Source organism: Bacillus sp. FJAT-52991 (assembly GCF_037201805.1).
In the GTDB taxonomy this organism is placed as follows: Bacteria; Bacillota; Bacilli; order Bacillales; family Domibacillaceae; genus Bacillus_CE; species Bacillus_CE kandeliae.
On the sequence record NZ_CP147404.1, the window covers coordinates 1,933,405 to 1,958,269 of the forward strand.

The 24,865-nt window shown below is 38.2% G+C and carries 29 protein-coding genes, 3 pseudogenes and 1 riboswitch; of the genes and pseudogenes, 12 read left to right on the forward strand and 20 right to left on the reverse strand.

The window, feature by feature from the left end; genetic code table 11:
- Window positions 1–2 precede the first annotated feature (2 nt).
- Together WDJ61_RS09855 and WDJ61_RS09860 are read right to left on the reverse strand one after the other, a co-directional pair.
- Window positions 3–209, reverse strand: coding sequence for a DUF1657 domain-containing protein (locus WDJ61_RS09855; protein WP_338749212.1), 207 nt, complete (start codon window positions 207–209; stop codon window positions 3–5).
- Between the two features lie 244 nt (window positions 210–453).
- On the reverse strand, window positions 454–852 hold the full coding sequence (locus WDJ61_RS09860; protein WP_338749214.1) for a DUF2500 domain-containing protein: 399 nt from the start codon (window positions 850–852) through the stop codon (window positions 454–456).
- Window positions 853–1,262: 410 nt separating this feature from the next.
- Between WDJ61_RS09860 and WDJ61_RS09865 the strand changes: the two genes are divergently transcribed.
- Complete coding sequence (locus WDJ61_RS09865) at window positions 1,263–1,676, forward strand: YjdF family protein (RefSeq protein ID WP_338749216.1); 414 nt, start codon at window positions 1,263–1,265, stop codon at window positions 1,674–1,676.
- A gap of 305 nt (window positions 1,677–1,981) precedes the next feature.
- On the opposite strand, the gene WDJ61_RS09870 is transcribed toward WDJ61_RS09865, so the two are convergent.
- From WDJ61_RS09870 to WDJ61_RS09900, 8 genes and pseudogenes are all read right to left on the reverse strand, one after another.
- Window positions 1,982–2,299: a hypothetical protein gene (locus tag WDJ61_RS09870; RefSeq protein WP_338749218.1), complete on the reverse strand. Its 318-nt coding sequence runs from the start codon at window positions 2,297–2,299 to the stop codon at window positions 1,982–1,984.
- A 66-nt stretch (window positions 2,300–2,365) separates the two neighbouring features.
- A complete protein-coding gene (locus tag WDJ61_RS09875; protein WP_338749220.1) occupies window positions 2,366–2,698 on the reverse strand; it encodes a hypothetical protein in 333 nt (110 codons plus the stop codon).
- A 145-nt stretch (window positions 2,699–2,843) separates the two neighbouring features.
- Window positions 2,844–3,077 carry a hypothetical protein gene (locus WDJ61_RS09880; RefSeq protein ID WP_338749221.1) on the reverse strand — a complete coding sequence of 78 codons (234 nt, stop codon included), beginning with the start codon at window positions 3,075–3,077 and terminating at the stop codon, window positions 2,844–2,846.
- Window positions 3,078–3,263: 186 nt separating this feature from the next.
- On the reverse strand, window positions 3,264–3,908 hold the full coding sequence (gene bluB, locus WDJ61_RS09885; RefSeq protein ID WP_338749223.1) for a 5,6-dimethylbenzimidazole synthase: 645 nt from the start codon (window positions 3,906–3,908) through the stop codon (window positions 3,264–3,266).
- Between the two features lie 137 nt (window positions 3,909–4,045).
- Window positions 4,046–4,309: a hypothetical protein gene (locus tag WDJ61_RS09890; protein WP_338749225.1), complete on the reverse strand. Its 264-nt coding sequence runs from the start codon at window positions 4,307–4,309 to the stop codon at window positions 4,046–4,048.
- 144 nt (window positions 4,310–4,453) lie between these two features.
- Entirely contained in the window at window positions 4,454–5,401 is a 948-nt protein-coding gene (locus tag WDJ61_RS19070; protein WP_413789094.1) for a methyl-accepting chemotaxis protein, read from the reverse strand.
- Window positions 5,396–6,436: pseudogene (locus WDJ61_RS19075) on the reverse strand (cache domain-containing protein); the annotation flags it as partial. The gene WDJ61_RS19070 and the pseudogene WDJ61_RS19075, both read right to left, overlap by 6 nt.
- 122 nt (window positions 6,437–6,558) lie before the next feature.
- A complete protein-coding gene (locus tag WDJ61_RS09900; protein WP_338749229.1) occupies window positions 6,559–6,810 on the reverse strand; it encodes a hypothetical protein in 252 nt (83 codons plus the stop codon).
- A 396-nt stretch (window positions 6,811–7,206) separates the two neighbouring features.
- On the opposite strand from WDJ61_RS09900, the gene WDJ61_RS09905 reads away from it, so the two are divergent.
- On the forward strand, window positions 7,207–8,076 hold the full coding sequence (locus WDJ61_RS09905; protein ID WP_338749232.1) for a YitT family protein: 870 nt from the start codon (window positions 7,207–7,209) through the stop codon (window positions 8,074–8,076).
- A gap of 199 nt (window positions 8,077–8,275) precedes the next feature.
- On the opposite strand, the gene WDJ61_RS09910 is transcribed toward WDJ61_RS09905, so the two are convergent.
- The 6 genes and pseudogenes from WDJ61_RS09910 to WDJ61_RS09930 all read right to left on the reverse strand — a co-directional run bounded on the left by WDJ61_RS09910 (window position 8,276) and on the right by WDJ61_RS09930 (window position 13,712).
- On the reverse strand, window positions 8,276–8,821 hold the full coding sequence (locus WDJ61_RS09910; RefSeq protein ID WP_338749234.1) for a GNAT family protein: 546 nt from the start codon (window positions 8,819–8,821) through the stop codon (window positions 8,276–8,278).
- A gap of 81 nt (window positions 8,822–8,902) precedes the next feature.
- Window positions 8,903–9,850 (reverse strand): methyl-accepting chemotaxis protein, encoded by a 948-nt coding sequence (locus WDJ61_RS19080; protein WP_413789095.1) that lies wholly within the window; start codon window positions 9,848–9,850, stop codon window positions 8,903–8,905.
- Window positions 9,845–10,864 (reverse strand): annotated as a pseudogene (locus tag WDJ61_RS19085) (cache domain-containing protein); the annotation flags it as partial. The pseudogene WDJ61_RS19085 and the gene WDJ61_RS19080, both read right to left, overlap by 6 nt.
- Window positions 10,865–11,037: 173 nt before the next feature.
- Complete coding sequence (locus tag WDJ61_RS09920; RefSeq protein ID WP_338749238.1) at window positions 11,038–11,559, reverse strand: hypothetical protein; 522 nt, start codon at window positions 11,557–11,559, stop codon at window positions 11,038–11,040.
- 28 nt (window positions 11,560–11,587) lie between these two features.
- Window positions 11,588–11,672: riboswitch (cyclic di-GMP riboswitch) on the reverse strand.
- A 188-nt stretch (window positions 11,673–11,860) separates the two neighbouring features.
- Window positions 11,861–13,006, reverse strand: a complete 1,146-nt coding sequence (locus WDJ61_RS09925; protein ID WP_338749240.1) for an ABC transporter permease — start codon at window positions 13,004–13,006, stop codon at window positions 11,861–11,863.
- A complete protein-coding gene (locus WDJ61_RS09930; RefSeq protein WP_338749242.1) occupies window positions 12,999–13,712 on the reverse strand; it encodes an ABC transporter ATP-binding protein in 714 nt (237 codons plus the stop codon). The genes WDJ61_RS09925 and WDJ61_RS09930 overlap by 8 nt, the downstream gene beginning before the upstream one ends.
- Before the next feature lie 175 nt (window positions 13,713–13,887).
- Here WDJ61_RS09930 and WDJ61_RS09935 point away from each other — a divergent pair, with 175 nt between their 5' ends.
- Window positions 13,888–14,949: a saccharopine dehydrogenase NADP-binding domain-containing protein gene (locus tag WDJ61_RS09935; RefSeq protein WP_338749244.1), complete on the forward strand. Its 1,062-nt coding sequence runs from the start codon at window positions 13,888–13,890 to the stop codon at window positions 14,947–14,949.
- Between the two features lie 119 nt (window positions 14,950–15,068).
- On the opposite strand, the pseudogene WDJ61_RS09940 reads toward WDJ61_RS09935, so the two are convergent.
- Window positions 15,069–15,194, reverse strand: a pseudogene (locus WDJ61_RS09940) (IS3 family transposase); the annotation flags it as partial.
- Window positions 15,195–15,329: 135 nt separating this feature from the next.
- Here WDJ61_RS09940 and WDJ61_RS09945 point away from each other — a divergent pair.
- The 6 genes from WDJ61_RS09945 to WDJ61_RS09970 all read left to right on the forward strand — a co-directional run bounded on the left by WDJ61_RS09945 (window position 15,330) and on the right by WDJ61_RS09970 (window position 20,297).
- Window positions 15,330–16,754 carry an anion permease gene (locus WDJ61_RS09945; protein WP_338749246.1) on the forward strand — a complete coding sequence of 475 codons (1,425 nt, stop codon included), beginning with the start codon at window positions 15,330–15,332 and terminating at the stop codon, window positions 16,752–16,754.
- Between the two features lie 221 nt (window positions 16,755–16,975).
- A complete protein-coding gene (locus WDJ61_RS09950; RefSeq protein ID WP_338749248.1) occupies window positions 16,976–17,575 on the forward strand; it encodes a TetR/AcrR family transcriptional regulator in 600 nt (199 codons plus the stop codon).
- Window positions 17,572–18,426, forward strand: a complete 855-nt coding sequence (locus WDJ61_RS09955; protein ID WP_338749250.1) for an ABC transporter ATP-binding protein — start codon at window positions 17,572–17,574, stop codon at window positions 18,424–18,426. The genes WDJ61_RS09950 and WDJ61_RS09955 overlap by 4 nt, the downstream gene beginning before the upstream one ends.
- A complete protein-coding gene (locus tag WDJ61_RS09960; RefSeq protein WP_338749252.1) occupies window positions 18,423–19,130 on the forward strand; it encodes an ABC transporter permease in 708 nt (235 codons plus the stop codon). The genes WDJ61_RS09955 and WDJ61_RS09960 overlap by 4 nt, the downstream gene beginning before the upstream one ends.
- Complete coding sequence (locus tag WDJ61_RS09965) at window positions 19,130–19,855, forward strand: hypothetical protein (protein ID WP_338749254.1); 726 nt, start codon at window positions 19,130–19,132, stop codon at window positions 19,853–19,855. The genes WDJ61_RS09960 and WDJ61_RS09965 overlap by 1 nt, the downstream gene beginning before the upstream one ends.
- A 190-nt stretch (window positions 19,856–20,045) precedes the next feature.
- The gene (locus WDJ61_RS09970; protein WP_338749256.1) at window positions 20,046–20,297 is read left to right on the forward strand and encodes a hypothetical protein; all 252 of its coding nucleotides are present in this window, start codon (window positions 20,046–20,048) and stop codon (window positions 20,295–20,297) included.
- Between the two features lie 458 nt (window positions 20,298–20,755).
- Here the strand turns inward: WDJ61_RS09970 and WDJ61_RS09975 are convergent, their stop codons facing one another.
- On the reverse strand, window positions 20,756–20,971 hold the full coding sequence (locus WDJ61_RS09975) for a hypothetical protein (protein WP_338749258.1): 216 nt from the start codon (window positions 20,969–20,971) through the stop codon (window positions 20,756–20,758).
- Between the two features lie 192 nt (window positions 20,972–21,163).
- Between WDJ61_RS09975 and WDJ61_RS09980 the strand changes: the two genes are divergently transcribed.
- A complete protein-coding gene (locus tag WDJ61_RS09980; RefSeq protein ID WP_338754760.1) occupies window positions 21,164–21,298 on the forward strand; it encodes a DUF3784 domain-containing protein in 135 nt (44 codons plus the stop codon).
- 73 nt (window positions 21,299–21,371) lie between these two features.
- On the opposite strand, the gene WDJ61_RS09985 is transcribed toward WDJ61_RS09980, so the two are convergent.
- On the reverse strand, window positions 21,372–21,623 hold the full coding sequence (locus WDJ61_RS09985) for a hypothetical protein (protein WP_338749260.1): 252 nt from the start codon (window positions 21,621–21,623) through the stop codon (window positions 21,372–21,374).
- Window positions 21,624–21,970: 347 nt separating this feature from the next.
- Window positions 21,971–23,449, reverse strand: coding sequence for a CapA family protein (locus tag WDJ61_RS09990; protein WP_338749262.1), 1,479 nt, complete (start codon window positions 23,447–23,449; stop codon window positions 21,971–21,973).
- 469 nt (window positions 23,450–23,918) lie between these two features.
- On the opposite strand from WDJ61_RS09990, the gene WDJ61_RS09995 reads away from it, so the two are divergent.
- Together WDJ61_RS09995 and WDJ61_RS19090 are read left to right on the forward strand one after the other, a co-directional pair.
- Complete coding sequence (locus tag WDJ61_RS09995) at window positions 23,919–24,464, forward strand: M1 family aminopeptidase (protein ID WP_338749264.1); 546 nt, start codon at window positions 23,919–23,921, stop codon at window positions 24,462–24,464.
- 229 nt (window positions 24,465–24,693) lie between these two features.
- Complete coding sequence (locus WDJ61_RS19090) at window positions 24,694–24,810, forward strand: histidine kinase dimerization/phospho-acceptor domain-containing protein (protein WP_413789005.1); 117 nt, start codon at window positions 24,694–24,696, stop codon at window positions 24,808–24,810.
- Window positions 24,811–24,865 lie beyond the last annotated feature (55 nt).

Genomic DNA, 24,865 nt, shown 5'->3' on the forward strand with positions numbered 1-24,865 from the left:
TATTATTGTTCTTTGTATTGAGGCTCTTCTTGTTCAATTTGCTCAAGGCGCGGAGAAATATTGTCTACAATTTGTTGTGCTTGCTGAGCTGCATCTTGATAAAGCTGCTTCGCTTGTTCATTATCTGTCGCAAGTGCAAAGGCTTCGAAGCTAGCTTGTGCACCTTTTAATCCAGCTAACGTTTGCTTGACGTCAGTAATTACCGTCATGAATCATCCCTCCTCGTGTTTTTAACAACAGTTTTAGAATAAGGAAAAAGAAACTTAATTATGTATTTTAAAAATATCCATCTTATGTAAAAATTGTTATATCCGTGTCTTAAATAGTCAACAAAAAGCACTGATCTAGGCTATCATCAGTGCTCTTTACTACGTCTGATTTTATTTTTTATCCAACTGAGTTGAAGGATATTTTATCCTATAGACCTGTTATTTATGAAGGTATTTATCCGTATTATTCGGGTTCCTGCATATCTTCACTATTTTCATTCAACTTCCGATTAAAATCAATATACCTTGTTCCTTGAAAGATTAACGTGCCGCTATCCCCTTCTGCAAGCATGCCATATTCCTTACCTGAAACACGAAACTCTGACCGATCCTCACTCTCGAACTCAAATGTAATAAAGTACGTCGTAGAAGAGTGATGCTGATTATGTCTCGTCACATTTGTTCGTTTCGTTTTGACCAGGGCAGGAACAGATAAGCGAGGGGAATCCTCGTTTTTCTTCCATTGACTAACACCTCTGAATAAATTAGTTATTATCACTACAAAAATAATCACAAAAATAATTCCTATCAATGCCGGAACAGCTGTGAATAGCCAATCTCCGCCTCCATCAACATCATACATGGGCACACCTCCTTGTTATAATTATAAAATTATACGGATCAAGAAGGAAAAAGTTTCAAGTTCTGCCCCGAAAATATGAAATAATTGGAACTTAACCACTTGAATCATTTACCAAATTAGATAAAGTGAAACTTCAATCAGTGGGGGTTTTCTTCATCCCCCACTGATTGTTAGTTGAACGGATCGGGCGTTTACGGGCTGTTGACCCCCCACCTACACGGCTACGCTCCTTCTGCCATGTTGAGGTGGGGATCTTACAGCCCGTTAATGCGGGATAAAATTGTATAATACATATAGAATGAAAAAACACAATTCGGTTGGTAGTCCGAATGCAGCGTATATGGCTGTCAGTAACCTTCCCCTCCTCGGGATGTCCATCATTCTAATTACTTTTAGAGGAGGGACCTGTCATGAAACTAACTATTTATTATGATGGTCAATTTTATGTAGGAATCATTGAAATGGTATCTGGAAAGACTCTTAAAGCTTATCGTTATATTTTTAGTGCGGAACCGAAAGATCAGGAAATTTTAGATTTTATTAACAGGGATTTGCTAAAACATATCGAAAAGCATGACCAAAAAGGAATCACGATCCAAAATGATTTACCCAAAAAAGTAAATCCAAAACGGCTTCAAAGAATGGTTTCTAAGGAAATGAAGCAAGCTAACATTTCCACAAAAGCACAAGAAGCCATTCAAGAGGAATATGCTCTGCGAAAAAAAGAAAAGTCTAGAAAAAATAAGCACCAGCAAGAGGAACTCAAGAGATTTAAAAGAGAGTTAAAAATCCAAAAAGCTAAAAAGAAACATAAGGGTAGATAGGCCCGTTTCAAAGAGGATGTCCCAAAAGTCTGCGTCGCAAACTTTTGGGACGATACTTCTTATTTGAAAATGCCATTAAATTAGGATTTTTGCACCTGTCACTTCGCTTTCGGTACAGAGTAGTTATACAATTTTTCATTCACCTATAAGCAAAGATCACTTCATTCTATTAACGATTCAACCATTTTTTATCTTTTTTCTTCCCAATCTGCTCCGAAACTTCCATAGAATCATGTTATGAAGCCATGCACCATCATGCCAACCATACCATATATGTATAGGGGGAGAAACAACGATAACATATATTATCGCTGATCTTCCCAGCCATTTTGATTAAATAATTTCACTCTTGATGAATGATTGTTCTTTTTCTCAACTCTTGTATTCTTATCTTTGTCTATTAGGTTTTGTAACCTTTCTAAAGCTTCCTCAAATTCTTCGGTCGTCAGTTGTTTAGTTGCTAATAATGAACAGAGCATGGCATAAGCGACTGGCTTTGTATCCACTTCCACATCTATATGGATATCTACATCTGAATTTCCGCTATGTCCAACCTTTGCTATTTCACGTTCTTGATCAAATATTTCTCTTCTGCCGAAAGGAAATCTTTGCGGAGATGCCATCCACTTTCCTCTTTTCTATTATTTTTTGAAGGAAAGGACGAAAAATCATCCTTTCCCCCACCGGCCTTAAAAATCAAAGTCCTGCTCTTGATCTTGTTCCTGATCTTGGTCTTGATCTGAATTCGCTCTTGAGCGTACTCTTGCAGCGGAATCTGAATCCACATCGATATCAAGGTGAATTCTGGCATTGCCACTGCGAATCACCTTAGCAATATTTGTGTTTTTATCGATGTTTTTCAATTCATTGTCATTGTCGTTATCGTTGTCATTGCGTACATCAACATCAATGTCATCATCAACATCAACATCTACTCTTACATCATTATCGAAATCTGCTCTTGAACGACCATTATTATCTCTGCGTCTTCTGTTTCTATCTGGAAACCATACATCGCTCATTGTTATTCCCCCTTTCTCATGTCTTACTGTAGTCTATTCAAACCCATTTTATTTGTACGGACAAACACCTCAGGACACTTGCTTTATTTATTAACGTGAATAGGCTGTCTCCAAAGTTTACACTTCGGAAACAGCCTATTTTATTCTAAGACACATGATGTTGAATTTCTTTCTTGATCATCACTAAATTTTCATGTAAATATTCGACTGGTGACATACGTAGCTTTCTATCCTCCAAATAGTAAGCAATAATATTAAAAGGATACGGCTTCATGTCGACCACTACTTGATTCGTCTGTTTACATTTAAACTCAAAAGAATCGCTAGAAATAATCTTTTCTAGCTCCTCCAATGTTTCCACATTCTTTAAATCCGTCACGATATTCCCCCTCTGTTTTTATGTTATATATTTCATTCCCAAAATAATAAAAAAACCCTCTTTTAAGCAAATAATTTTTTATCAATTCTGATATTTCACCAAATATTTCAATAACCAATTTACATATCACGAGGCTGTCCCTCCTTATGAGACAGCCTGATATTCATATGCTCTTTGCCTATTGAATCAGCCTTGCTGTCCCCATTTCTCTTTGAAAATTAAATCATCCATCGAGCGTCTTTTTTCCCACTTGGCGGTCTCAAGAATGGGCTGATTCGGATATTGATCGGTGTAGCCGATGGACATTAAAGCTACCGGATCAATATGAGGAGGAATGTGTAAAATATCGCGAATATCGTTTTTCTTATAAAAGCTAACCCAGCCCATCGCTAGCCCTTCTGCACATGCAGCAAGCCACATGTTTTGAATCGCACAGGCAGTTGATAGAATATCCGTTTCAGGAATGGAATTGCGTCCCAACACATGTGAGCCTCCTCTTGTCGGATCACATGTCACACAAATGGTAATGGGGGCTTCTTTTAATCCTTCTACTTTAAGACTTAGAAATTCATTTTCTTTTTCCCCTTCGTAATGAACAGCGAGTGCCCTTCTCTCTTTATCGGCTGCCCACGCTAATCGCTCTTTCACTTCTTGAGAAGAAATAATAATAAAATTCCAAGGTTGCATAAATCCAACTGATGGGGCATGATGAGCCGCTTCTAAAATATTATGAATTAATTCGGATGGAATCGGTGTAGGTAAAAAGCTTCGAATATCCCGGCGTTTATAGATCACTTTATAAATGGCATCCTTTTCTTCTTTCGTAAACATCTTTCTCCCCCTTTGCTATTTTGATTTATTTAAATATTAGCACAAAACGGAGGAGATGTTTATCAAAACCAATAACCATTTATTCTATATGCCCTTACTGATTGTTTGTATTGTACATACTACACATCCACATACAATCAAATAGTTTCACACCCAACAACTTTTACAATGGTACTTGGAGATACGCCATGATCAAGCATAAGATCCATTTTCAACATAACAGGCTTTTCATTAATGATATAAGAGAAGTAGACAAAGTCTCCCTGCCGCCAATTTTTCCATTGCTTTTCAGTCACGTTAAATATACTTTTAGACTCGGATATTGACTGCAAATAATCATCCAGTTCTTTAAGAGTTAGTGCTGTATTTTTGATTTCATTCCATTGCGAGATAGTAGACATTGATGATTTCTCCTTCATACATTCATCGTTACTCTATAGGCTAAAATATCACATCCAACTTTACAAAACCTCAACATCAACGACCTCTTCTTTTTCTGATGTTAGTCAAAACAAAAAGTCCTGGGGAAATCCCAGGACTTTTTGTTACATTTTAAAGCGACGAACAGATTGTTGAAGTTCTAGTGCCAGTTCACTTAATTGCTCAATTGCTGTCATATTATCTTTAGAGGACTGCAATTGCTGTTCGGATAGTTGGACGACTTCGCTTGTTGCTTGCGCCGCTTCTTTTGAAATGTCTGCCATTTCTCCTACGGAAGCGGTCACTTCTTCGGAACTCGCTGACATTTCCTCCGCTGTCGCAGATACTTCTTGAATTTGCGCCGCTACTTGTTCGACAGAGTGGAGAATATGCATAAACGCTTCTCCTGCTTCCGCTGTCAGTTGGATACCATTTTTTACTTCATACTCGCTTTTTTCAATAATGGAAGTCGAGTGGGCTGTTGCCTGTTGAATCGTTGTAATTAAACTTGCGACTTGGTCGGCTGATTTCTTGGATTCCTCCGCTAATTTTCGCACTTCATCCGCTACAACCGCAAATCCTTTTCCGTGTTCTCCTGCGCGAGCCGCCTCAATTGCCGCATTTAACGCCAATAAATTCGTCTGCTCAGAAATTTGGGTAATGACAGAAATAATCTGACCAATTTCAACGGAATGACTGTTTAATTTTTTGATCTCACTGACACCATCTTGAACCGATGCCCGAATGGAATTCATTTGTTGAATGACATTATCAAGCATCTCTCGCCCTTGTTGCGCTTCCTTCGTTGCTTGGACGGACACTTCTGAGACATCCGCTGAGCTTTCAGCGACACGCTGAACACCAATGGAGATCTCCTCCATCGCTCTTGCCGTTTCTTCAGAGCTTTGCATTTGTCGATCTGAACCACTTGCCACATCGGCCATTCGACGTGTCACTTCCGTCGTCGCTTGTTCTGTCTGCTTGGAGTGAGCGTTCATTTGTTCACTGGCCGAAGCTAGATGGTCAGAGCTTTCACCAATATGACGTAATAATGTTCGCAATGAACCCGTCATACCATTAAAGCTGTTCGCTAAATCCGCAATTTCATCTTTAGAAGTGACCTCTACAGACTCTGTCAAATCGCCTTCGCTTACTTTTTGCGCTACGTGTATCAGCTTTCTCAAAGGACCCGTAATACTTCTTATAATGAAGAACACGATGATTCCGCCACCAATCACTGCGATTGTCACAACGAGTAACGTAATATTGAAGATCGGTTTTGCTTGCTCGTCCACTTCAGACAAAGCATATGTACCTACGACTTTCCATCCTGTCGCTGGATTTGTTTCAAAAACATACTCTTTCTCTTCTTCCTTTTCCGTTGCAACAAAGCTTCCCTTTTCTCCATTTAATTGACTAGTAATCTGTTCATTTAACGAATAGCCATCGTCTCCCGAATGAGGGTGGAACAACACTTCATTATTCTCATTCGTTACAAATAAATAGCCTTTTTTGCCCACAGTATGGTTTATAACCGCTTCTTTCAAATGGTCAACATTGTAATCAAACGCGATAACTCCACTACCATCTTCTAGGGCTTGAGCCACTGTCACAACGTTAGCTTTAGACACCGCATCAACATATGGCGGAGTGACAATCGTTTCTCCTTTATTTTGGATCGCCTCTTGATACCAAGAACGTTCCGTTACTGCATAATCAACTTGCTGTTCTTCAACAGGTTCTCTTCGAAATAAACCATTCTCAAATCCGACATAAATTGACATAATGCTAGAATTTGAGTCCTTGAACCTTTTCAACTGGTTCTGAAGTTGAACAACTGCTTTTTCATGCCCCATAGACTTAGACACCATTTTGCTTAAAAAACTTACTTTTTCTTTTTCTTTCATAAAGACTTGATCAAGTAATTCGTTCGACAATTGTACTTGTGCGTTCGCTTGCTCACTCATTTGAGTCTCAATTTGGTTTTTAGCAGACTGAAACGAAAAAATACCAATACTAATACTTGGTATAAGCAAAATAATAGCCGCAAAAATACTCAATTTCTTCCGAATGGACAATCGGGACATCCGAACATTCCTCCTAGTCATAAAGGTATATTAAGTAAATAGTACTAAAGATGCCCCAAGCTTACAATATAAAAAATGGAAATTACTTAAATTTATTTTTTCTGAATGTTTATTCTTCTAGAAACGTAATTTTAAATACTAAACTATTCTTCTTTCTTTGTTTCTATTACATTTTTAGAACCGCTGTACAATCCAGTAGCAGAGAGCCCTAGTATCAATCCTATAATAATTCCTTGTTTCACGCCTTGGTCGAGATAAAAAACGCCAAATAATATTCCGAGGAATACTGCAACAATAGGACTGTACTTCGTCGGGAATCCAGCTCTTTTTAATAACTCAACCATACCTAAAATCAGCGGAATAATCACCGCGTTATATATTTCCAATATTTTCACACCTCCTAAAATAGTTTATTCATAGATTGGCTCATGGATACGGCGTTTTCATGTTATTTTCAAAAAATACTTTTTCATTTCTTTTGGTAGAATGAGAGGCTTTATTCCACTTGAAGCTTCCCCTGAATCTTCTTAGGCAATTTTTCTAACACTAATGTATAAGAGTGAGTGATTAATGACTCAAACACCTCGTTACTCCACCTTATTTCTCCACAATCTGAAGGTAATAACATTGCTTGATTTTGTGTTAAAATAAAGTGAAGCTTCAATCAGTGGGATTTTTCTTCATCCCTCACCTACACGGCTACGCTCCTTCTGCCATGTTGAGGTGGGGATCTTACAGCCCGTTAATGCAGGATAAAAGTCTAACGAATACATAAAGGATAGGGAGATCATATGAATAATCAAACACCTAAGAAGAAGCTTGTTGTCGAATATCTTTCCATTGTGATTGGTTCGATTTTAGTCGGTTTATCGTATAATATGTTCCTTCTACCAGCTAAATTAGCAGCTGGCGGAGTCTCTGGTATCAGTACGATTTTATATGAGGTATACCAATTTAACCCTGCCTATGTCCAATGGATTATTAACCTGCCTCTATTTGTGTTAGGCGTTCTCCTGTTAGGCAAGGATTTTAGCTTTAAGACGTTAGTTGGGACATTTTTCGTACCTTTCACCATTTGGCTCAGTGCTGATATTCCGTTTAAAATTGATAATCCTTTACTGGCTGCGATTTATGGAGGAATATTATTAGGGGTAGGACTTGGAATTGTGTATCGCGGGAAAGGTTCAACGGGGGGAACAGCGACGCTTGCCCAGCTGTTGAAAAAATACACAGGTTTATCTAGCGGCTACTCACAGCTCATTGTCGATGGGTTCGTCGTAGCTGCCTCTGCGGTCGTCTTTAACCTTGAACTAGCCTTGTATGCGATGATGTCGATTTATGTCACGAGTAAAGTAATCGACTTTGTCCAGCTGCAATCCTCTTCGTCTAAGCTCGTTCTTATCATTACTGAGCAAGAAGAGTTGATTCAATCGATGATTAAAGATGAAGTTGATCGCGGCTTTACAAAAATCCATTCGTTTGGTGGCTATTCCAATAAAGAAAAGACGTTGATCATGTCCGTTATGGAACAGCAAGAAGCGATTTATTTAAAAAAATTACTGCAGGAGCAAGAACCAAGCTCCTTCGTTGTCTTCCTCAACGCATCCGAAATTTTAGGACGAGGGTTTTCATTGTCTAAGATATATGAATCCGGGAATTAAAGGAAAATAGACTATACGTTATTGAAATGGAAATTGCGGAGGAGCGACTGATATTTGTACTGCGCCGACTGATTATGAACAGTTTACGACTAATCCGAACCTAATCGCGACTGATTATGAAAAAACGACGCGATACTATCTAGTACCTCGTCGTTTGCTTTTTCTATAGCCTCTTTTTTCAGTTACCAAATGGCATCATTTACCTCAGATAATCTGAATAATGCAGTTCAAACTCTTGCTTCGTCATTCCGTAGCAAATCCCATCAAAGTAGGCACCTTTCGTGAAAATCATATTTCTTAGTTGTCCTTCTTTGATAAACTTTAGTTTTTCATGTAAACCAATAGATGGCTGATTGAAGGAATAAACGATTGTATTTACCTTTTGATAAGCGCGTTCCGAAAAATAATGGCCAATCACTGAAAGGATCATTTCCTTCGCATAGCCTTTACCTCGATATGGTTCAAACACAGCCAAATAGTAATCGAACGTACCATTTTTTCTATCGCAATCAAATGTTTCAATCATGCCCACTATGTTATTTTCCTGATCAACAGCAATAAAACGGAATTCATCCTCTTCTAATTGTTCCTCCACCCATTCTTGCATTTGGGCCTTTGATCGCGGATAGTGAAGTGAATCCATATTCCTTAAAATCTCGGTATCTAATAAATCAAAAATGACTATATCGTCAGGTTGGACAGCCCGCAGTGTCATATTCTTGCTTGTCCAGTATGTAATCGGCATATCTATATATCTCTCCTCTCTCTATCATTATATCCCATTTTTAACCAAACAAAAAGTCCTAGGAAATCCTAGGACTTTGTCTTACACTTTAAATCGATGCACAGATTGCTGCAATTGTAGCGCTAGTTCGCTTAATTGTTCAATCGCTTTCGTGTTGTCTTTCGAGGACTGTAATTGCTGTTCGGATAGTTGGACGACTTCACTTGTTGTTTGCGCTGCTTCTTTTGAAATGTCTGCCATTTCTCCTACGGAAGCGGTCACTTCTTCGGAACTCGCTGACATTTCCTCCGCTGTCGCAGATACTTCTTGAATTTGCGCCGCTACCTGTTCAACGGAATGGAGAATGTGCATAAACGCTTCTCCTGCTTCTGCTGTCAGTTCGATGCCGTTTTCTACTTCGTTTTCGCTTTTTTCGATCACAGAAGTCGAGCGAGCCGTTGCCTGTTGAATCGTTGTAATTAAACTTGCGACTTGGTCGGCTGATTTCTTGGATTCCTCCGCTAGTTTTCGCACTTCATCCGCTACCACCGCGAACCCTTTTCCATGTTCTCCTGCTCTAGCTGCCTCAATCGCCGCATTTAACGCCAATAAATTCGTCTGCTCGGAAATTTGAGTAATGACAGAAATAATCTGACCGATTTCAACGGAATGACTGTTTAATTTTTTGATCTCACTGACACCTTCTTGAACAGATGCCCGAATCAAATTCATTTGTGCAATCACATTTTCTAACATTTCTCGTCCTTGTTGAGCTTCTTTCGTTGCTTGAACGGACACTTCTGAGACATCCGCTGAGCTTTCAGCCACTCGCTGCACACCGATGGAGATTTCCTCCATCGCTCTTGCCGTTTCTTCTGAGCTTTGCATTTGTCGATCTGAACCGCTAGCCACTTGAGCCATGCGATGCGTTACTTCCGTCGTGGATTGTTCCGCTTGCTTGGAGTGAGCGGCCATTTGTTCACTAGCCAAGGTCAAATGATCGGAGCTTTCGCTAATATGATGCAATAACGTGTGTAGCGAATCTGTCATCGTGTTAAAACTACTTGCTAAATCCGCAATTTCACCTTTAGAAGTGACCTCTACAGACTCTGTCAAATCGCCTTCGCTTACTTTTTTTGCCGCGTGTATCAGCTTTTTCAACGGAATGGTGATGCTTCTTACAATAAAGAACACGATGATTCCGCCGCCAATCACTGCCATTGTCACAACGAGTAACGTAATATTGAAGATCGGTTTTGCTTGCTCGTCCACTTCAGATAATGCATAGGTACCTACGACTTTCCAGCCTGTCGCTGGATTTGTTTCAAAAATATATTCTTTCTCTTCTCCCTTTTCCGTTGCGACAAAGCTTCCCTTTTCGCCATTTAATTGACTAGTAATCTGTTCATTTAACGAATAGCCATCATCTCCCCACTGAGGATGAAACAACACTTCATTATTCTCATTTGTTACAAATAAATAACCTTCTTGGCCAATGTTATTCTTCAGAATATCTTCTTTCAAATGTTCAACTTTATAGTCAAAGGCAATAACTCCACTGCCGTCCGCTAGCATATGAGCAACTGTCACAACCATAGACTGAGTAACAGCGTCAACATACGGTGGAGTGATGATACTTTGACCTTTATTTTTCACCGCCTCTTGATACCAAGGGCGTTCGTTCGGTATAAACCCAGCAGGAATTGGTTGCTTCGGTTCATTCCGATAAAACCCGTTATCAAACCCGACAAATACAGCCAAGATATTAGGGTTTGACGCTTTGAATTTTTTCAGATTCGCCTCGAGTTTAGCAGCTCCCTTTTCACTCCCCATTGACTTCTGTACAATTTCACTTAGAAATTTCGCTTTCTCTTTTTCTTGTAAAAAGGTTTGGTCTAGCAGTTGATTCGACAGATAGACTTGCGACTCCGCTTGATCCCTCATTTGCGCCTCTATTTGTTTTTTTGCAGACATAAAAGAAAACACCCCAATACTACAGCTTGGAATGAATAAAATAATCGCTGCAAACACGATTAATTTTTTTCGAATCGTTAATCGGCTCATCCACTATTCCTCCTAGGTATAATCATCCATGAATTGATACTACTGAAGGTAACCCGAGTTTACAATATAACGAATGGAAGTCTCTTAATTGAATATATTCGGAATGTTTCAGAACCTTAACAACACAAAAAAGAGACTGCCCATGACAGTCTCTTTTAACCTACTATTCTATCTTACGAAGCTTTTGTTCCTTTTGGTGCTGTTGCTTGATCGACAAGTGATTTTAATCGCTTGATCTCATCATTTGCTAGTTTTTGTAACTCTTTTGATTTTTGCGCTAATGTTTCGTAGTCGGCAACATTCTTTTTGTCTTTTTTCTTAGAGACAGCAATTTGTTTATCGATTGCGCGCAATTTATTGATTTCTGCTTTTAGCTTCCCAGCATAGCTATTATATTTTTTGTTCGCAATTGTTTTTGTTAAAGTAGCTTTTGCTTGGCCTTCTTGATTCACACCAAACTCCTTGTTAATCGCTTTGGTGATGTTATTAATTGTTGCTTCAGAAGCGTTTAAGCGCTTTTCAATCGCTTTTCCTTGTTGGGATTTAATCGGTGCTTTTTTCTTTTGCTCTTTTTTCTTTTCAACTTGCGGTTTTGCGTTTTCTGGTGTTTGAGCACTTACCATAGAAACTGATGAAGTAACTAGCGTAAACGCCAACAAACTTGCTGCTGCTTTTGAATACCAATTCTTTTTCATTATTAAATTTCCTCCTCTTGGGTAACAGTACAGTAGCTGACAGGCATTGATCGCGATCCTTAGCCCCTATAGCTTTGTGACATCAAGTTTCCCTGACCGTATCACGGTTTCATCATACAATAATGTTTTTTAAAGAAAAAGTAGTTTTTGTCTAATTTTGAAATTTTAATATATGTATAATTCATGTAACAATTGAGGAATGATTCCCCTATTTTTAATCTAAAATTTCCGTGGTGATCAATTAAAAATAGGGCAATTTATACTTTAAAAAACACGCGACTTTTCTCATCTATCTTTTTATTTAAATGATCTGGACAATCAAAAGAATAGCTAAAAAGCAAATCGCGGGAAAAGAGCTATATACACTTACTTTTTTGCGCGCTTTGTAAAAAGCAAGCTTCGTTTCATATTTGTTACTAATAGGGTGAGATAAGATCAGTTGATTCCATAAACTCACCATCCAACCGCGAAGAAAGAAGCTGAATCCAATAAGGATCAGCACCTTAAACAAGAGAGGCAGGACAACAATCATCGCTCCTGCTGTAACCGCAACTAAACGAAAATAACCGCTCAAGTAAGTCGAATTACGAACAAGTATTTTAATAAAAAGCTCCATCAATCCATGTTCTTCCGTCCGCTGCCTAAAAATGCGCCTTGACTGACGGAACAAAAACGGCTTTTTGCGTTTGATCACTTTCGGCTTTTCCATATCAGGTGAGAACTGAAAAATAGAGTTCATCAACTTCGACCTTAATTCATTTTCCTTTCTGACTTCTTCTTGAAAATAAGCCGTTGTCGTCACTTTTGGCCATAACAGTATAAAAGCAATCACGATAAGAAAAAGAGCTGTGGTGACCGAATACATAGGTTGATAAATGATGGCCGGAAATATGGCCAAATGTCCAAGCAACAGCACGATAAACACCACTACTTGAGACAGCTTTTTCTTCCATCCCCCTTCTCTCAAAAAGAAGATGGTTTGAATCGTTACAATGAAAAAAGTTCCGCCAATTAACAAAAGGAAAAAACCAATGATCTCGCTTGGCGTCAACAAGAAATGAAACAATAAGAAAGGCAGTAAAATAACCGTGATTAGTAAACTTTTTAACACCCATTGGCCAAATGAATAAGCGAAAGCCCACTTTTTCATTTGAATAAATTTCACTCGATGCTTACATAAAAAAAGAGCATCTGCTTCTTGCATATACGTACGATAGCGGCCGAACCAGCCAATGATATACGCTAGAAGATTTAAGAAAAAGAGGTTAAATGGATCGCTCCATTCAGGCATTTCGCTCCACCACGAACGATAAATAATAACCGCTGCAATCGCCGTTGGAACGGCGATATAAAGCAGCACGGTCCAATCAAGAATCGATCGAATCATTTTATACTGAGACAGACGATTTTTTTTGACTCGCCCCATCAACATTTGCCAACTACTCATGTCGCTTACCTTCAATAAGATCGTGATAACAATCAAATAAGGAAGCTTGTGGCTGATTGCTAACTGTTTGCAAATGCGCTAATGTCCCATTCGCTAGAAGCTTCCCTGAATTGATTAGTAAAAAGCGGTCACACACTTTTTCCGCTGTGTCTAGAACGTGCGTACACATCAAAATCCCTGCTCCTCGCTCTTTTTCTTGCTGAATAAGCGTTAACAGTATTTTTGTGGCGATCGGATCTAACCCAATAAAAGGTTCGTCAATAATAAGCAGATCCGCTTTTATCATCAAGGCTAAAATAATCATCGCTTTTTGCTGCATCCCTTTTGAATACGTATTTGGCAATTCATGAAGATGCGGGCTCATATGAAATAACTCTAATAAGGGCGTCACCCGTTCCTCAACCACTTCATCCGTCAATTGCTCCATCGCCGCAATAAAATCAATATGCTCCTGCAATGTACACTCATCATAAAACACTGGATGCTCTGGCAAATAAGATATACTCATTCCCTCTTTGTTGACGATCTCCCCTTCAAAAAAGGGCATCAACCCAAGAATGCTTTTCATCGTTGTACTTTTCCCTGCTCCATTTGAACCAATTAACCCAACTAATTCCCCTTTCTGAATAGAAAACTGAATATCAGCAAGCTTCGTTTCCGTTGCCTCATAACCGGCTTGTTTAATATGTATCGACAATAGCGACATACGTCATTGTTCCCCCTCTTTTGTGTCTACCTTTTCCCTTATATACGGTAAATTATAAGAAAAGTTTCTATTATTTTTCTTTTTTGTCACATTTACCTTGTGACCATATTTGTTATATCTATATAATTCATTGTATAGATATAACAAACTAAATTATTTAGAAGAGAGGAACAATATGAAACAGATTATGGTTGTAGGAGGATCAGGTGTATTAGGTCAATTGATCTGTCATGAGCTGCTTCGGATATTTGATCATACTATTCATTTAGTCGTCAGCGACTATAAAACGAATAGAGGTCAGAAAACAGCTCAATCATTTGGAAAGAACGCGACCTTTCGTTTTTTAGATGTCAATCATCCAGACAGTATCGAACAAGCTATTCATCATATTGATCTTGTCATTGTGGCACTGAAGCAGCCTAAACCAACTATTCAAAAACAATGTATCAAGAATAAAGTTTTCTGCATTGATGTAACGACCTTTAAGGATTTTGTTGATATGACGAAAGAATTAGATCAAGAGGCTAGAGAAAATAACGTCGGTTTGATCGTCATGTCTGGATTTTTCCCAGGGTTATCGGGCTTACTTGTCAAAAAAGCCATTGCGAATTTTAATGAAGTTTCAGAAGTGAATGTCGGATTACTCCAAAATACAAATGCCAAAGTAGGATTATCAGGAACGTTAGATATGTTAAAAATAATTAATCAAGAGGTTCATATGTTGAACGGTGAAAAAATTCCCGGCTTCTCAAAGACGAGACATATGACGTTTTCTCATCCATTGGATCAAAGGAAAGTAAGATTAATCGATCATGCTGAAAAGAATTATTTGGCAGAAATTTTACCGATCGAAAAGATAAATTTTTGGACGGCTTGGAATAAAAATAGTTTCAATTCTCTCATCGCCTTGCTTAAACGCCTTCATGTGATTGATCGTATCCTCCAATGGAATAACCAAAAATTTCTTTCAACATTTATTAAACACAATCCGAAGCAAACGGAAGAAGCGGCGATCTCCATTGAAGTAAAAGGAGTATTAGAGAATAAAGAATGCAGCAAAACCATCGCATTAACGGCATTTTCGGATTATCATACGACAGCCATATTCACTTCAGCATTAGCTAAAATAGCTACAGAAAAAGAGATAACAGGTGTTGTCTTCCCTGTTGAAATAACAGACTTAGAGGAAATTCTCTCGCAAATGGATTGTCCCAAAATCACTTTAAATGAGTTTTAACAAACGGATGCTTATCATATGTCACACTTTTGTAGCTCCATTGAAAAGAACTACTGATGAACCTCCCCCACCTATCGCGAGCTTTGAAGTGACCCCATAAAGTTAGACAGGTTAGTTCATTAGGCAGCGGACAAGGTCCGAGTTCGGTATTGTACCGGGCTCGGACCTTTTAATTTTGCCTTCATTCGTTTGTGATTATAGTAATCGATATATTTCGCTAGTTCTTCTTTAAAATGCTCAATATTTTAGTTTTCAAATAAACGGGTGCATAGTAAATAATTTAGTTTGGTTAAACTAAATGTGAGTAAACAATGATGGGGAAAATGATAGACGAAGGGTGCTATTGCTATAGAAGGTAAACAGAAAAGGAGTTTGTTGGCATGAAAGAAACATCAGGAAGTACGATAAAATGGGTTCCTTTCTTCATTACCATTGCAATTGGGATTATTATTTGGTTTATACCGGCACCTGCTGGAGTAGAAGAAAGTGCATGGCATTTGTTTGCTGTGTTTGTTGCGACAATTGTCGGTTTTATTTCAAAACCATTACCTATGGGAGCTATCTCAATTATTGCTATGGCAGTGATTGCGGTGACTAATACGCTAACAATTGAAGAAACGCTAAGTGGGTTTGGTAATTCGACGATTTGGCTTATCGTTATTGCGTTCTTTATTTCGCGTGGATTTATTAAGACGGGGTTAGGTGAGCGTATAGCTTATGTATTTGTTCGGTTATTTGGAAAGAAAACGTTAAGCTTGTCGTATTCTTTATTGTTAAGTGATTTAATTTTGGCGCCTGCTATTCCGAGTAATACGGCACGTGCAGGTGGTGTGATTTTTCCTATTATCCAATCCTTATCAAGTACATTTGGTTCTAAACCTAAAGATGGTACAGAACGCAAAATGGGCGCCTTTCTTTTGACGGTAGGATTTCAAGGGAACTTGATTACCTCTGCTATGTTTATGACAGCTATGGCAGCCAATCCTTTAATTGTTAAGCTAGCGAGTGATACGGCTGGTGTGACAGTAACGTGGTTTGGGTGGGCAACTGCTATGATTGTTCCAGGATTAGTAGCATTGATTGTTGTTCCATTTGTTATCTATAAGGTTTTTCCTCCAGAGATTAAAGAAACTCCAGAAGCAAGTAAAATTGCAAAAGAGAAATTAGAGGAGTTTGGACCACTAAAAAGCACTGAGAAACGCATGATTGCAGTGTTTATTGTTATTTTAGGACTTTGGATTGGTGGGGATTATTTTGGCATTGGTGCCACAACAGCTGCTTTAATAGGGCTATCCTTACTTTTGTTATTAGAAGTACTAACATGGTCAGATATTAAAAATGAACAAGGAGCTTGGGATACACTTGTTTGGTTTGCTACGCTCTTTATGATGGCTTCTTACATGAACTCGCTTGGACTGATTCCATGGTTTAGTGATGAGGTAAGTTCGTTTGTATCTGGCTATAACTGGATGGTTGCGGTATTGGTATTATCACTTGTCTATTTCTATTCACACTATTTCTTTGCAAGTTCTACAGCGCATATTAGTGCCATGTATGCCGCATTTCTATCTGTTATGCTTCAAGCGGGAGCACCAGCCATGCTTTCGGTGATCCTATTAGCAGCATTCAGTAATTTATTTGGTGCCACAACTCATTACGGTTCTGGTTCTGCTCCTGTATTCTTTGGCGCAGGTTATATTGAACAGAAAAAGTGGTGGTCGGTAGGCTTTATTGTCTCCGTCGTCACGATTCTCATTTTTGTTATAATCGGTGGCTTATGGTGGAAGCTACTTGGCCATTGGTAAGATAGGATTGAGCACGGCTACACAAGGACAACCCGTCTTTTTAGCCGTGCTTTTTGCATTTGGTATAAAGCTTTTTAGGCTATTAAAAGTGATGCCATTTATATGGTCCCTTTCATATCAAAGTGAAGATTTGACCTTTTTATTTTTCTGTAAACATCTTGCTGTTTATATGAATAAATGATAAATTCATTCATAAGTTCATAAAAAGGAGCTGGTCAACGATGCCGAAGTTTACTGAAGAGGAAAAAGAAAAAATATACCGTTCGTTATTAGAACAAGGGAGACACTTATTTTCTACCCTCGGTTTGAAGAAAACGAGCATTGGCGATTTAACGAAAGCGGTCGGAATTGCTCAAGGGTCTTATTATTTATTTTTCCAATCAAAAGAGGAGCTTTATTTCGCTGTGTTAGAGCAGGAAGAAGAAGCGATTCGTACGTATTTGGTGGAAAAATATTTTTCCACAGGAACATTTAACAAAGAACAATTTCGAGAATTTTTACGTGAATCGTTTGCGATTATGGAGGAAAATCCCTTTATCCAACAATTGCATCAAGATGGTTTGTTAGAAACGTTATTCCGCAAGATTCCTGCTGATAAGCTAGAACAGCATTTTGCGGATGATGCAGCGTTTTTATTGCCAATTATTCAAGACGCACAGGCTAAAGGCGTGATTGTACAAAAAGATCCTGAAACCATTATCAGTCTCATTCGCTCGATTGTGTTGCTTTCGTTGCAAAAAGAAAAAATCGGAACAGATCACTATGAAGATACAATTCAACTACTCATTGAACTCGTTGCGAATGGACTGATGAACAAATGATTGATGTCCAACAATTAACGTTTACGTATCCAGGGAAAAAGCAGCCAACGATTAAGGGAATTGATTTTCAAATTGGAAAGGGAGAAATCTTTGGGTTTTTAGGCCCTTCTGGCGCTGGAAAAAGCACGATTCAAAAGATTTTGATTGGCCTCTTGAAGAATTATCAAGGAAAAGTAACGGTTTTAGGAGAAGAATTGCGGCAGACCAAAAATGATTATTATGAACAGATTGGTGTTGCTTTTGAATTCCCTAATTTTTATAGTCGCTTAACAGCACTTGAAAACCTGTCTCTGTTCGCTTCCTTATATACAAAAAAGACAGCCGATCCGCTTGAGTTGTTAAATAAGGTCGGTTTATTACAAGACACCCATACAAAAGTGAGTGATTTCTCTAAAGGAATGAAGATGCGGTTAAATTTGTGCCGAGCTTTACTAAATCATCCGGACATTTTATTTCTCGATGAACCGACATCTGGTCTTGACCCGGTGAACGCCAAAATGGTGAAAGACATTTTGTTTCAATGGAAAGCGGCGGGAAAAACAGTGATCTTGACGACGCATAATATGAGCGCCGCCGAAGAGCTTTGCGACCGAACTGCCTTTATTGCGGATGGGCAAATTCGTTTGATTGACTCACCTGAAGCATTGAAAATACAATATGGCAAAAAGCTCGTTCGCGTTGGATATAGAGAAAACCATGAACGAAAGATAAGCGAATTTCCGATTCATAATCTTGGTCAGAATCAACCATTTTTACAGCTGTTGAATGAGGAAACAATCGAAACGATGCATACGATTGAACCGTCTTTAGAGGAGATTTTCATCCAAGTCACGGGGAGGGAGTTAACGTGAGATTGGCTTCAGCCGTTTTCTACGATATGAAGTTGCAATTCCGTCACGGACTATATGTCGTTTACTTTCTTATTAGTCACGTTTACCTTTTACTCTTATTTCAGTTGCCCACTTCTTACAGAGAAACAGCCAATGTGTTACTAACCTTCTCGGACCCTAGTATGCTCGGCTTTTTCTTTATTGGCGGGCTGGTACTATTGGAAAAAGGACAGCATATTCATGATCCGTTGTTTGTCACACCTTATAAGCCAGAGGAGTATATTCTTTCAAAAACGATGTCGCTAATGCTGCTATCGGTCGCTTCTTCTTTGTATATTCACGTGATGACTTTTGGATTTACAAGCTCATTATTTTTATTTACGCTCGGCGTCATGCTTACGTCCATAATCTTCACTTTGCTTGGATTAGCGGTGGCTGTACGGTGTGAAACGGTCAACCAATTTTTTCTGCAATCTGTTGTTTACACAGCCGTATTTTGTTTGCCGCTTCTTTCTTATGTAGGGATATTGGATTCTTCCTGGATGGTCTGGCTGCCCACACATGCCTCCCTCCTTTTATTACAATCGGCCTTTGATCCGATTAGCCATCAGGAAATTCTTTATTGTGTATCTCTACTCTCTATCTGGGTTGCTTTCTCTTTTTGGTTCGCTCGACGATCATTTTATCAATCTATTATTTTCAAAATAGGAAAGGAGCGGGCATGATGACAGCTATCAAATCATTATTGCGAATGGATGCCAAGCAAATGTACCGTGATCCGATGTTTATGCTTATTTTCTTTGCCCCATTCTTGCTGATTATCTTTACTCGATTCGGCATTCCGTTGATCAATGAAGAGCTGCAGCGTCATTTGAATTGGGAGCTGACGAATTTCTACCCATTGATTGTGAGCTTTACGATGCTATTGATCCCCTTGATGACTGGGGTGATCATTGGATTTATGATGTTAGATGAACGAGATGAATCGATTATTCATTATTTTGCCGTCACTCCGCTCACGAAAACAGGCTATTTTCAATACCGTTTAGCTATTCCTATTACTTTAACGATCCTATTCAGCACATGTTTACTGCTATTTTCGTCGCTTGATACACCGAACATGACCGTTATTTTATTTCTCGTTCCGATGCTCGCTTTAGAAGCGGCGATCATCACGTTATTTCAGGCCGCTTTTGCCGCCAATAAAATTGAAGGATTGGCTTTATCAAAAGGAATCGGGTTAACCGTTTTCGCTCCCTTGATCGCCTATTTTCTAGCACTCCCATGGCAGTTGATCGGCAGTCTCATCCCCACCTTCTGGCCAGCGAAACTATATTTACTAGGCACCGACCATTTTCCGACGTTTCTTATGCTCTGGCTCATTGGCATGGTGTATCATGGGTTCCTTTTTTGGGTATTGATGAAGAGATTTTTAAATCGAGTGGACTGAATTGATGATATTTTCGATCAGGTGTATTGATTAACCATTTTTATCCACACCGATTAATTTGAAGGCTCTGATTTCCGTTACGGGCTACAATCAGTTGAAAATGAGAATATATTAGCAAAATAGTAACTAAAACAAGTGAACCAACTTTGAATATAATGTTTGAAACTAAAAGAATTAGGGAGATGGTGCAGTGAGTGAAATAGATAAACGAAACAGATTAAGCGAAGAACCATTTGCTTATCAAATAACGAAAAAAGGAACAGTTGTAATATATTACGAGGGTAAACAAATTAAAATTGTAAAGGATAAGGAAGCAGAGCGCCTTATCGCAAGGATCAAAGCAGTTGAAGATAATATAGCAGCCGTACAGTTATTGTTAGCTAAGATTACAGGTAATTTTAAACGTGGTAACGAGAAATATGGAAAAAATAAAAGAAAGTAAACTAAGCTGACCTGCACCTTACTTATGTGTGCAGGTTATATTGAGTAGAAAAAGTGGTGGATTCTTAAAGTATGAGAAAAGAGGATTTGATGGTTTGTGGAAAACAAATTAAAGTCATGCAATATTTTAGTTGAATCATAACTATAGTGAACCTGATTGACTTCTATCATGATTGAGCCTCCTTTTTAATTAATCGGATAATCTTTTGGACATCCATCCCCAAACGGGCCCCTTCTTCTAATAAGGGGGTATACCCTTTTACAGAATTCAAACTTAGAAATTTACTTAAGTTCCCAATATCTCTTACTTAATAATCTCTACATAAACTATTTCTATACCCTTGTCAAAATGCCTCTTTCATACAGTATTGAGCTATGTAGCCTCAATCAATTGTTCTGAGTCTTGATTACCCTATAAAAAAGCACATAAAAAAATCCTGCTTTCGCAGGTGCAAAATGTTAATTAGTTTCCCCTTTTTTGATTCTAACGAACTTGAAGTAAGTTACTAAAGCTGACATTACCGAAATCAAAGCAATAATCTTTAAAGCATGAAACGGATTAACACCTATTTGAGAACCCAAAACACCTGGTATGCTCATACCTTGAGTACATAGAGAAACTAATCCTAAAACAATAAAACCCCACATATAAATCTTGGCCTTTTTTTGATTCACTTTTTAACACCTCCTTTTATTATCTATATATGACCATTTACCGAATCATTCCTCCAGTACCATAACTTAACGATGGCATTCAATGATAAAATGAGGAACTGAATGAATCAGACTTATTAGACTTTAGTATATCGAGGGATATTGAATGTCAATGGAATTTATTTTGGTATAAAATATATTCATTAAGCCTTCCTGCTAGCTGGATATAACACGATGTCAGAAAGCGAAAAAGAAAAGTATAATGCAGCGGAACTTTGCAAGTTTATGAGTAAAATTATGTATGGCATCTGCTTCAGTATCCTACTATGGGCATTAAGTGAATTATGAAAAAGGGGAAACACCATTTCTGGCGTTTCCCCTTAAAAATTTAACAGAGCCTCAGTTTAAAACTACACTCGTGTTACTGACTGTATTTTCGATTCAGTTTATTTGCTGTTCTGTATGCGTCGACAATACCGAACAGCCATACAACTGGATAAATCAAGTAGCCAATGAGTACCACCATAAGTGCAACATTCAGTGCTTGCCAAAGCATCAGCAAAATGCCTTTTACAATCTGTCCGTTGTAAATCTGTCCTAGACCAGCCCAAAAGAAGCTAAGTACAGCAGCAACTCCCGGATTTTTTTGTACATATGGAGCGTTCTCTCTCATTTCAATGTCCTCCTTTCTTTTTCAATAAAGTGAAACTTCAATCAGTGGGGTTTTCTTCATCCCCCACTGATTGTTAGTTGAACGGATCGGGCGTTTACGGGCTGTTGATCCCCCACCTACATGCCTTCGCTTCTTCTGCCATGTTGAGGTGGGGGTCTTACAGCCCGTTAATGCGGGATAAACTAGAAAGTCACCAGCTTTCTTTGATGATAACATTCAAGCATTCTATCAGTCTAATGCTAAAAGAAAGAATTTTAGGCATGGATTGCCCCAAGGACAAAAGACAAGAAAGATGTAATTCTCGCCTCCCCAATGATCAGAATGGCTTATTTGCCGTCCTATCCATTTTATTCTACCTCCTCAAGAAAAGGGTCAAAATAGTCAAACTCATGGACACCATTCGGAATGATACTGCTTATCCTAGTTAACTCATCCACGACTTCTTTTGCCTGCTCTCCAAATACCGGGAGCGGCTGATAGTTATTTTCTGTTTCGCTGTCATTCGAATTTTCTAGAGTTGGGACAATTCTCAGTCCTTTCGTCACTACTGAACCGTCTTCCTTGGCGAAATTGAGACGGAAGATCGCTGTTTGCCGTGACTTTAAAGTCGGGTCGGCACCAAAAGCATAGTCTCCCATGCTGTAAATGATATACTTCCCTTTGTACTTTTCAACACTTTGCAAACGATGAGGATGATGACCGATAATAATATCGGCTCCAGCGTCTAAAGCGGCATGTCCGAATTTTGTTTGATAGAAAGCTGGTGTCTCCATATATTCGATTCCCCAATGCATATTGACAATGACTAAATTATCTTTTCTTTTATACTTCTTCACATCTCTAATAATATTTTCAAGGTACGAGTCAGCTGACTGTCTATATCTATAATCATAGCCTAGGAAAACAGTTTCAATATTTTTAATTTTTTCAATATGGGGCATCCCTTCATTAAAAACAGCGATATCTTGATCCTTAAAAGCTTTCAATGTATCGCGATATCCAGCCTCAAAATAATCCATTGTATGATTGTTTGCTAAATTGGCCGCTTCTATCCCGCTCGCTGGCAAAAAAGCAGCATATTTGGGATGACTTTTAATTCTCCACATTTTTTCTTGGGCCTTCGTTTCTGTTGTAAAAGCGCTTTCTGCATTAATCACGGTGTAATCATCAGAATTAAACCATGGAAGGCTGTTTTTATACACATACTGATTATCGCCATTGTTCTTCTCAAAAACATAATCGAACTGCAAATGCTCAGGAGCCTCTGGATAAGTGCCAAATGAATTATCCCCTACCATGCTAATCGTTATTTGCTCATCTTTCCTTTGTCCCTGCTCATAATTAGCCGCCGCAGCATAAAACCAAACGTATTGATCGATCTCTTCCAAATGCAGCGAAGGATCTGTTTCTTTTAATTTTTTTAGAGCAGATAGATAGCTCGGATACACCCGACCTAACGCTTTTTCATCGGTATTTTCCTCTCGGTAGGAATCAACTGCTTTTAAAGAGGAGCTTAATAGTTTCATATATTGCCCCATTGCATCGTCCTTCATCTTATATTGGTTGATTTGAGAAATCAGTTCATTTGTTTTCTGTTCAGCTTCAGATGACCCACCCGAAGAAGCTAATAGCTTTAAAACCTCATTTGCTTGTTTAGATAGCTTCTCCACTGCTTCTTTCGTAAGATCTTCCTTTTCGACTTTTTTGTTTTCACTCTGCGCATCAGATATGGATGAGCCTTTTTCTGTGAACAAAAAAATAACACCTGCCCCAAGCAAAATTACAGCAATCACCAGCCATCCTCTTTTTCTTAATTTCTTTTTCATAGTTCCCCTTCCTTTCCCTCATTACTAGGCAAAGCTTCAAACACCTGTTTTTTCTGTCATTCATTACTTAGTTCCACTTTACCAAATATTTGTTTATTACGGATGATTTTACATAAAAATCCCATACAAAAAAGACACCTTTTTTGTAAATGTACTACCAAACATTCACAAAAAGAGATGTCCCCTATAAAACAAAATACTATGTTCTTCTTCATTACAAATAGGATAAAAAATGATCTTTTTAATAATTTTTTGTAAAAAATCATTCCTTTCAAAAAGAGTCAGATGTCAAACAACAAAATGCTTTATGAGGGATACCTCTATTACTGAAGATGTGGAGCAAATGAAATAGCGAATAAAAAACAGGAGGTGCATACAGTCTCCCCCTGTTAAGACAAATGATTAACCTATCCTTTTTTCACTTTTTTCTTATAACGGAATAAATACTGATCATTTGAAAGAACCACATATGGTCCAAAAAGAAAATAACGGTGTAAACATTCGATTATTTAGTATTGAGGAACAGCCGGAACTCCTTAATGAAGCTAGTTTACTCGCATCAAAAGCTTTAGTCTATTTTCAACAAATCATAGGGAACTCCCCAACTAAACAATTAGATATTATCTTGGATGAGAAAGGAATGGAGTATCCAGGTGTTATAACAGTCGGCTCCATTTTACAACCAACTAAGGCCTTAGAACACCATATCGTACACGAAATAGCTCATCAATGGTTCTATGGGGTGGTAAACAATGACCCCTACTATCATGCATGGCTAGACGAAGGACTAACTGAGCTTGCATCAAGCTTATTTCTTTCTACCCAAGAAAATAGAAACATGGATAAAATATTCAATCAGGACCTATTGAACAATATCAAAAAACAACCATCTAATCTTCCATTGGACAAATACGAGTTAGGAGAACAAAGTAATTATATCTATGGTCAGGCATCAATAAAATTGTGGAATGTTTTTAACGAAAATGGAGGAAAAAAACCGTTGAACGTTTTTTAAAAACATATTATGAAACCTACCAATACAAAGAAGTTGATACACAGGAGTTTGTTGCATTTTTAAAGCATTATCTAGATCTGAAGGATGATCAACTATTTGAAGACTGGCTGGAACTCGGTAAAGCAGAAACTGCTAAAAGATAAAATGAGCTATGGGGTCTGACTCCATAGCTCCCGTACCTCTACAAAATCAAAGTTATTGGTGATATTAAACTAGCTAATAAAGAAGTATGAAAAAAAGTGAATTTGTTGCTATCATATCGCATGAGCTTAAATCACCCATAACTGCTGTGATGTTTAAGTTGAAATCAATTATCGAAAAGTCGGACTTTATCAAGATTGGTTAGATATTTGAAAAAGTGCTACAAGATGATGGGAGAATTTCAGGAACTAGCAATGGAT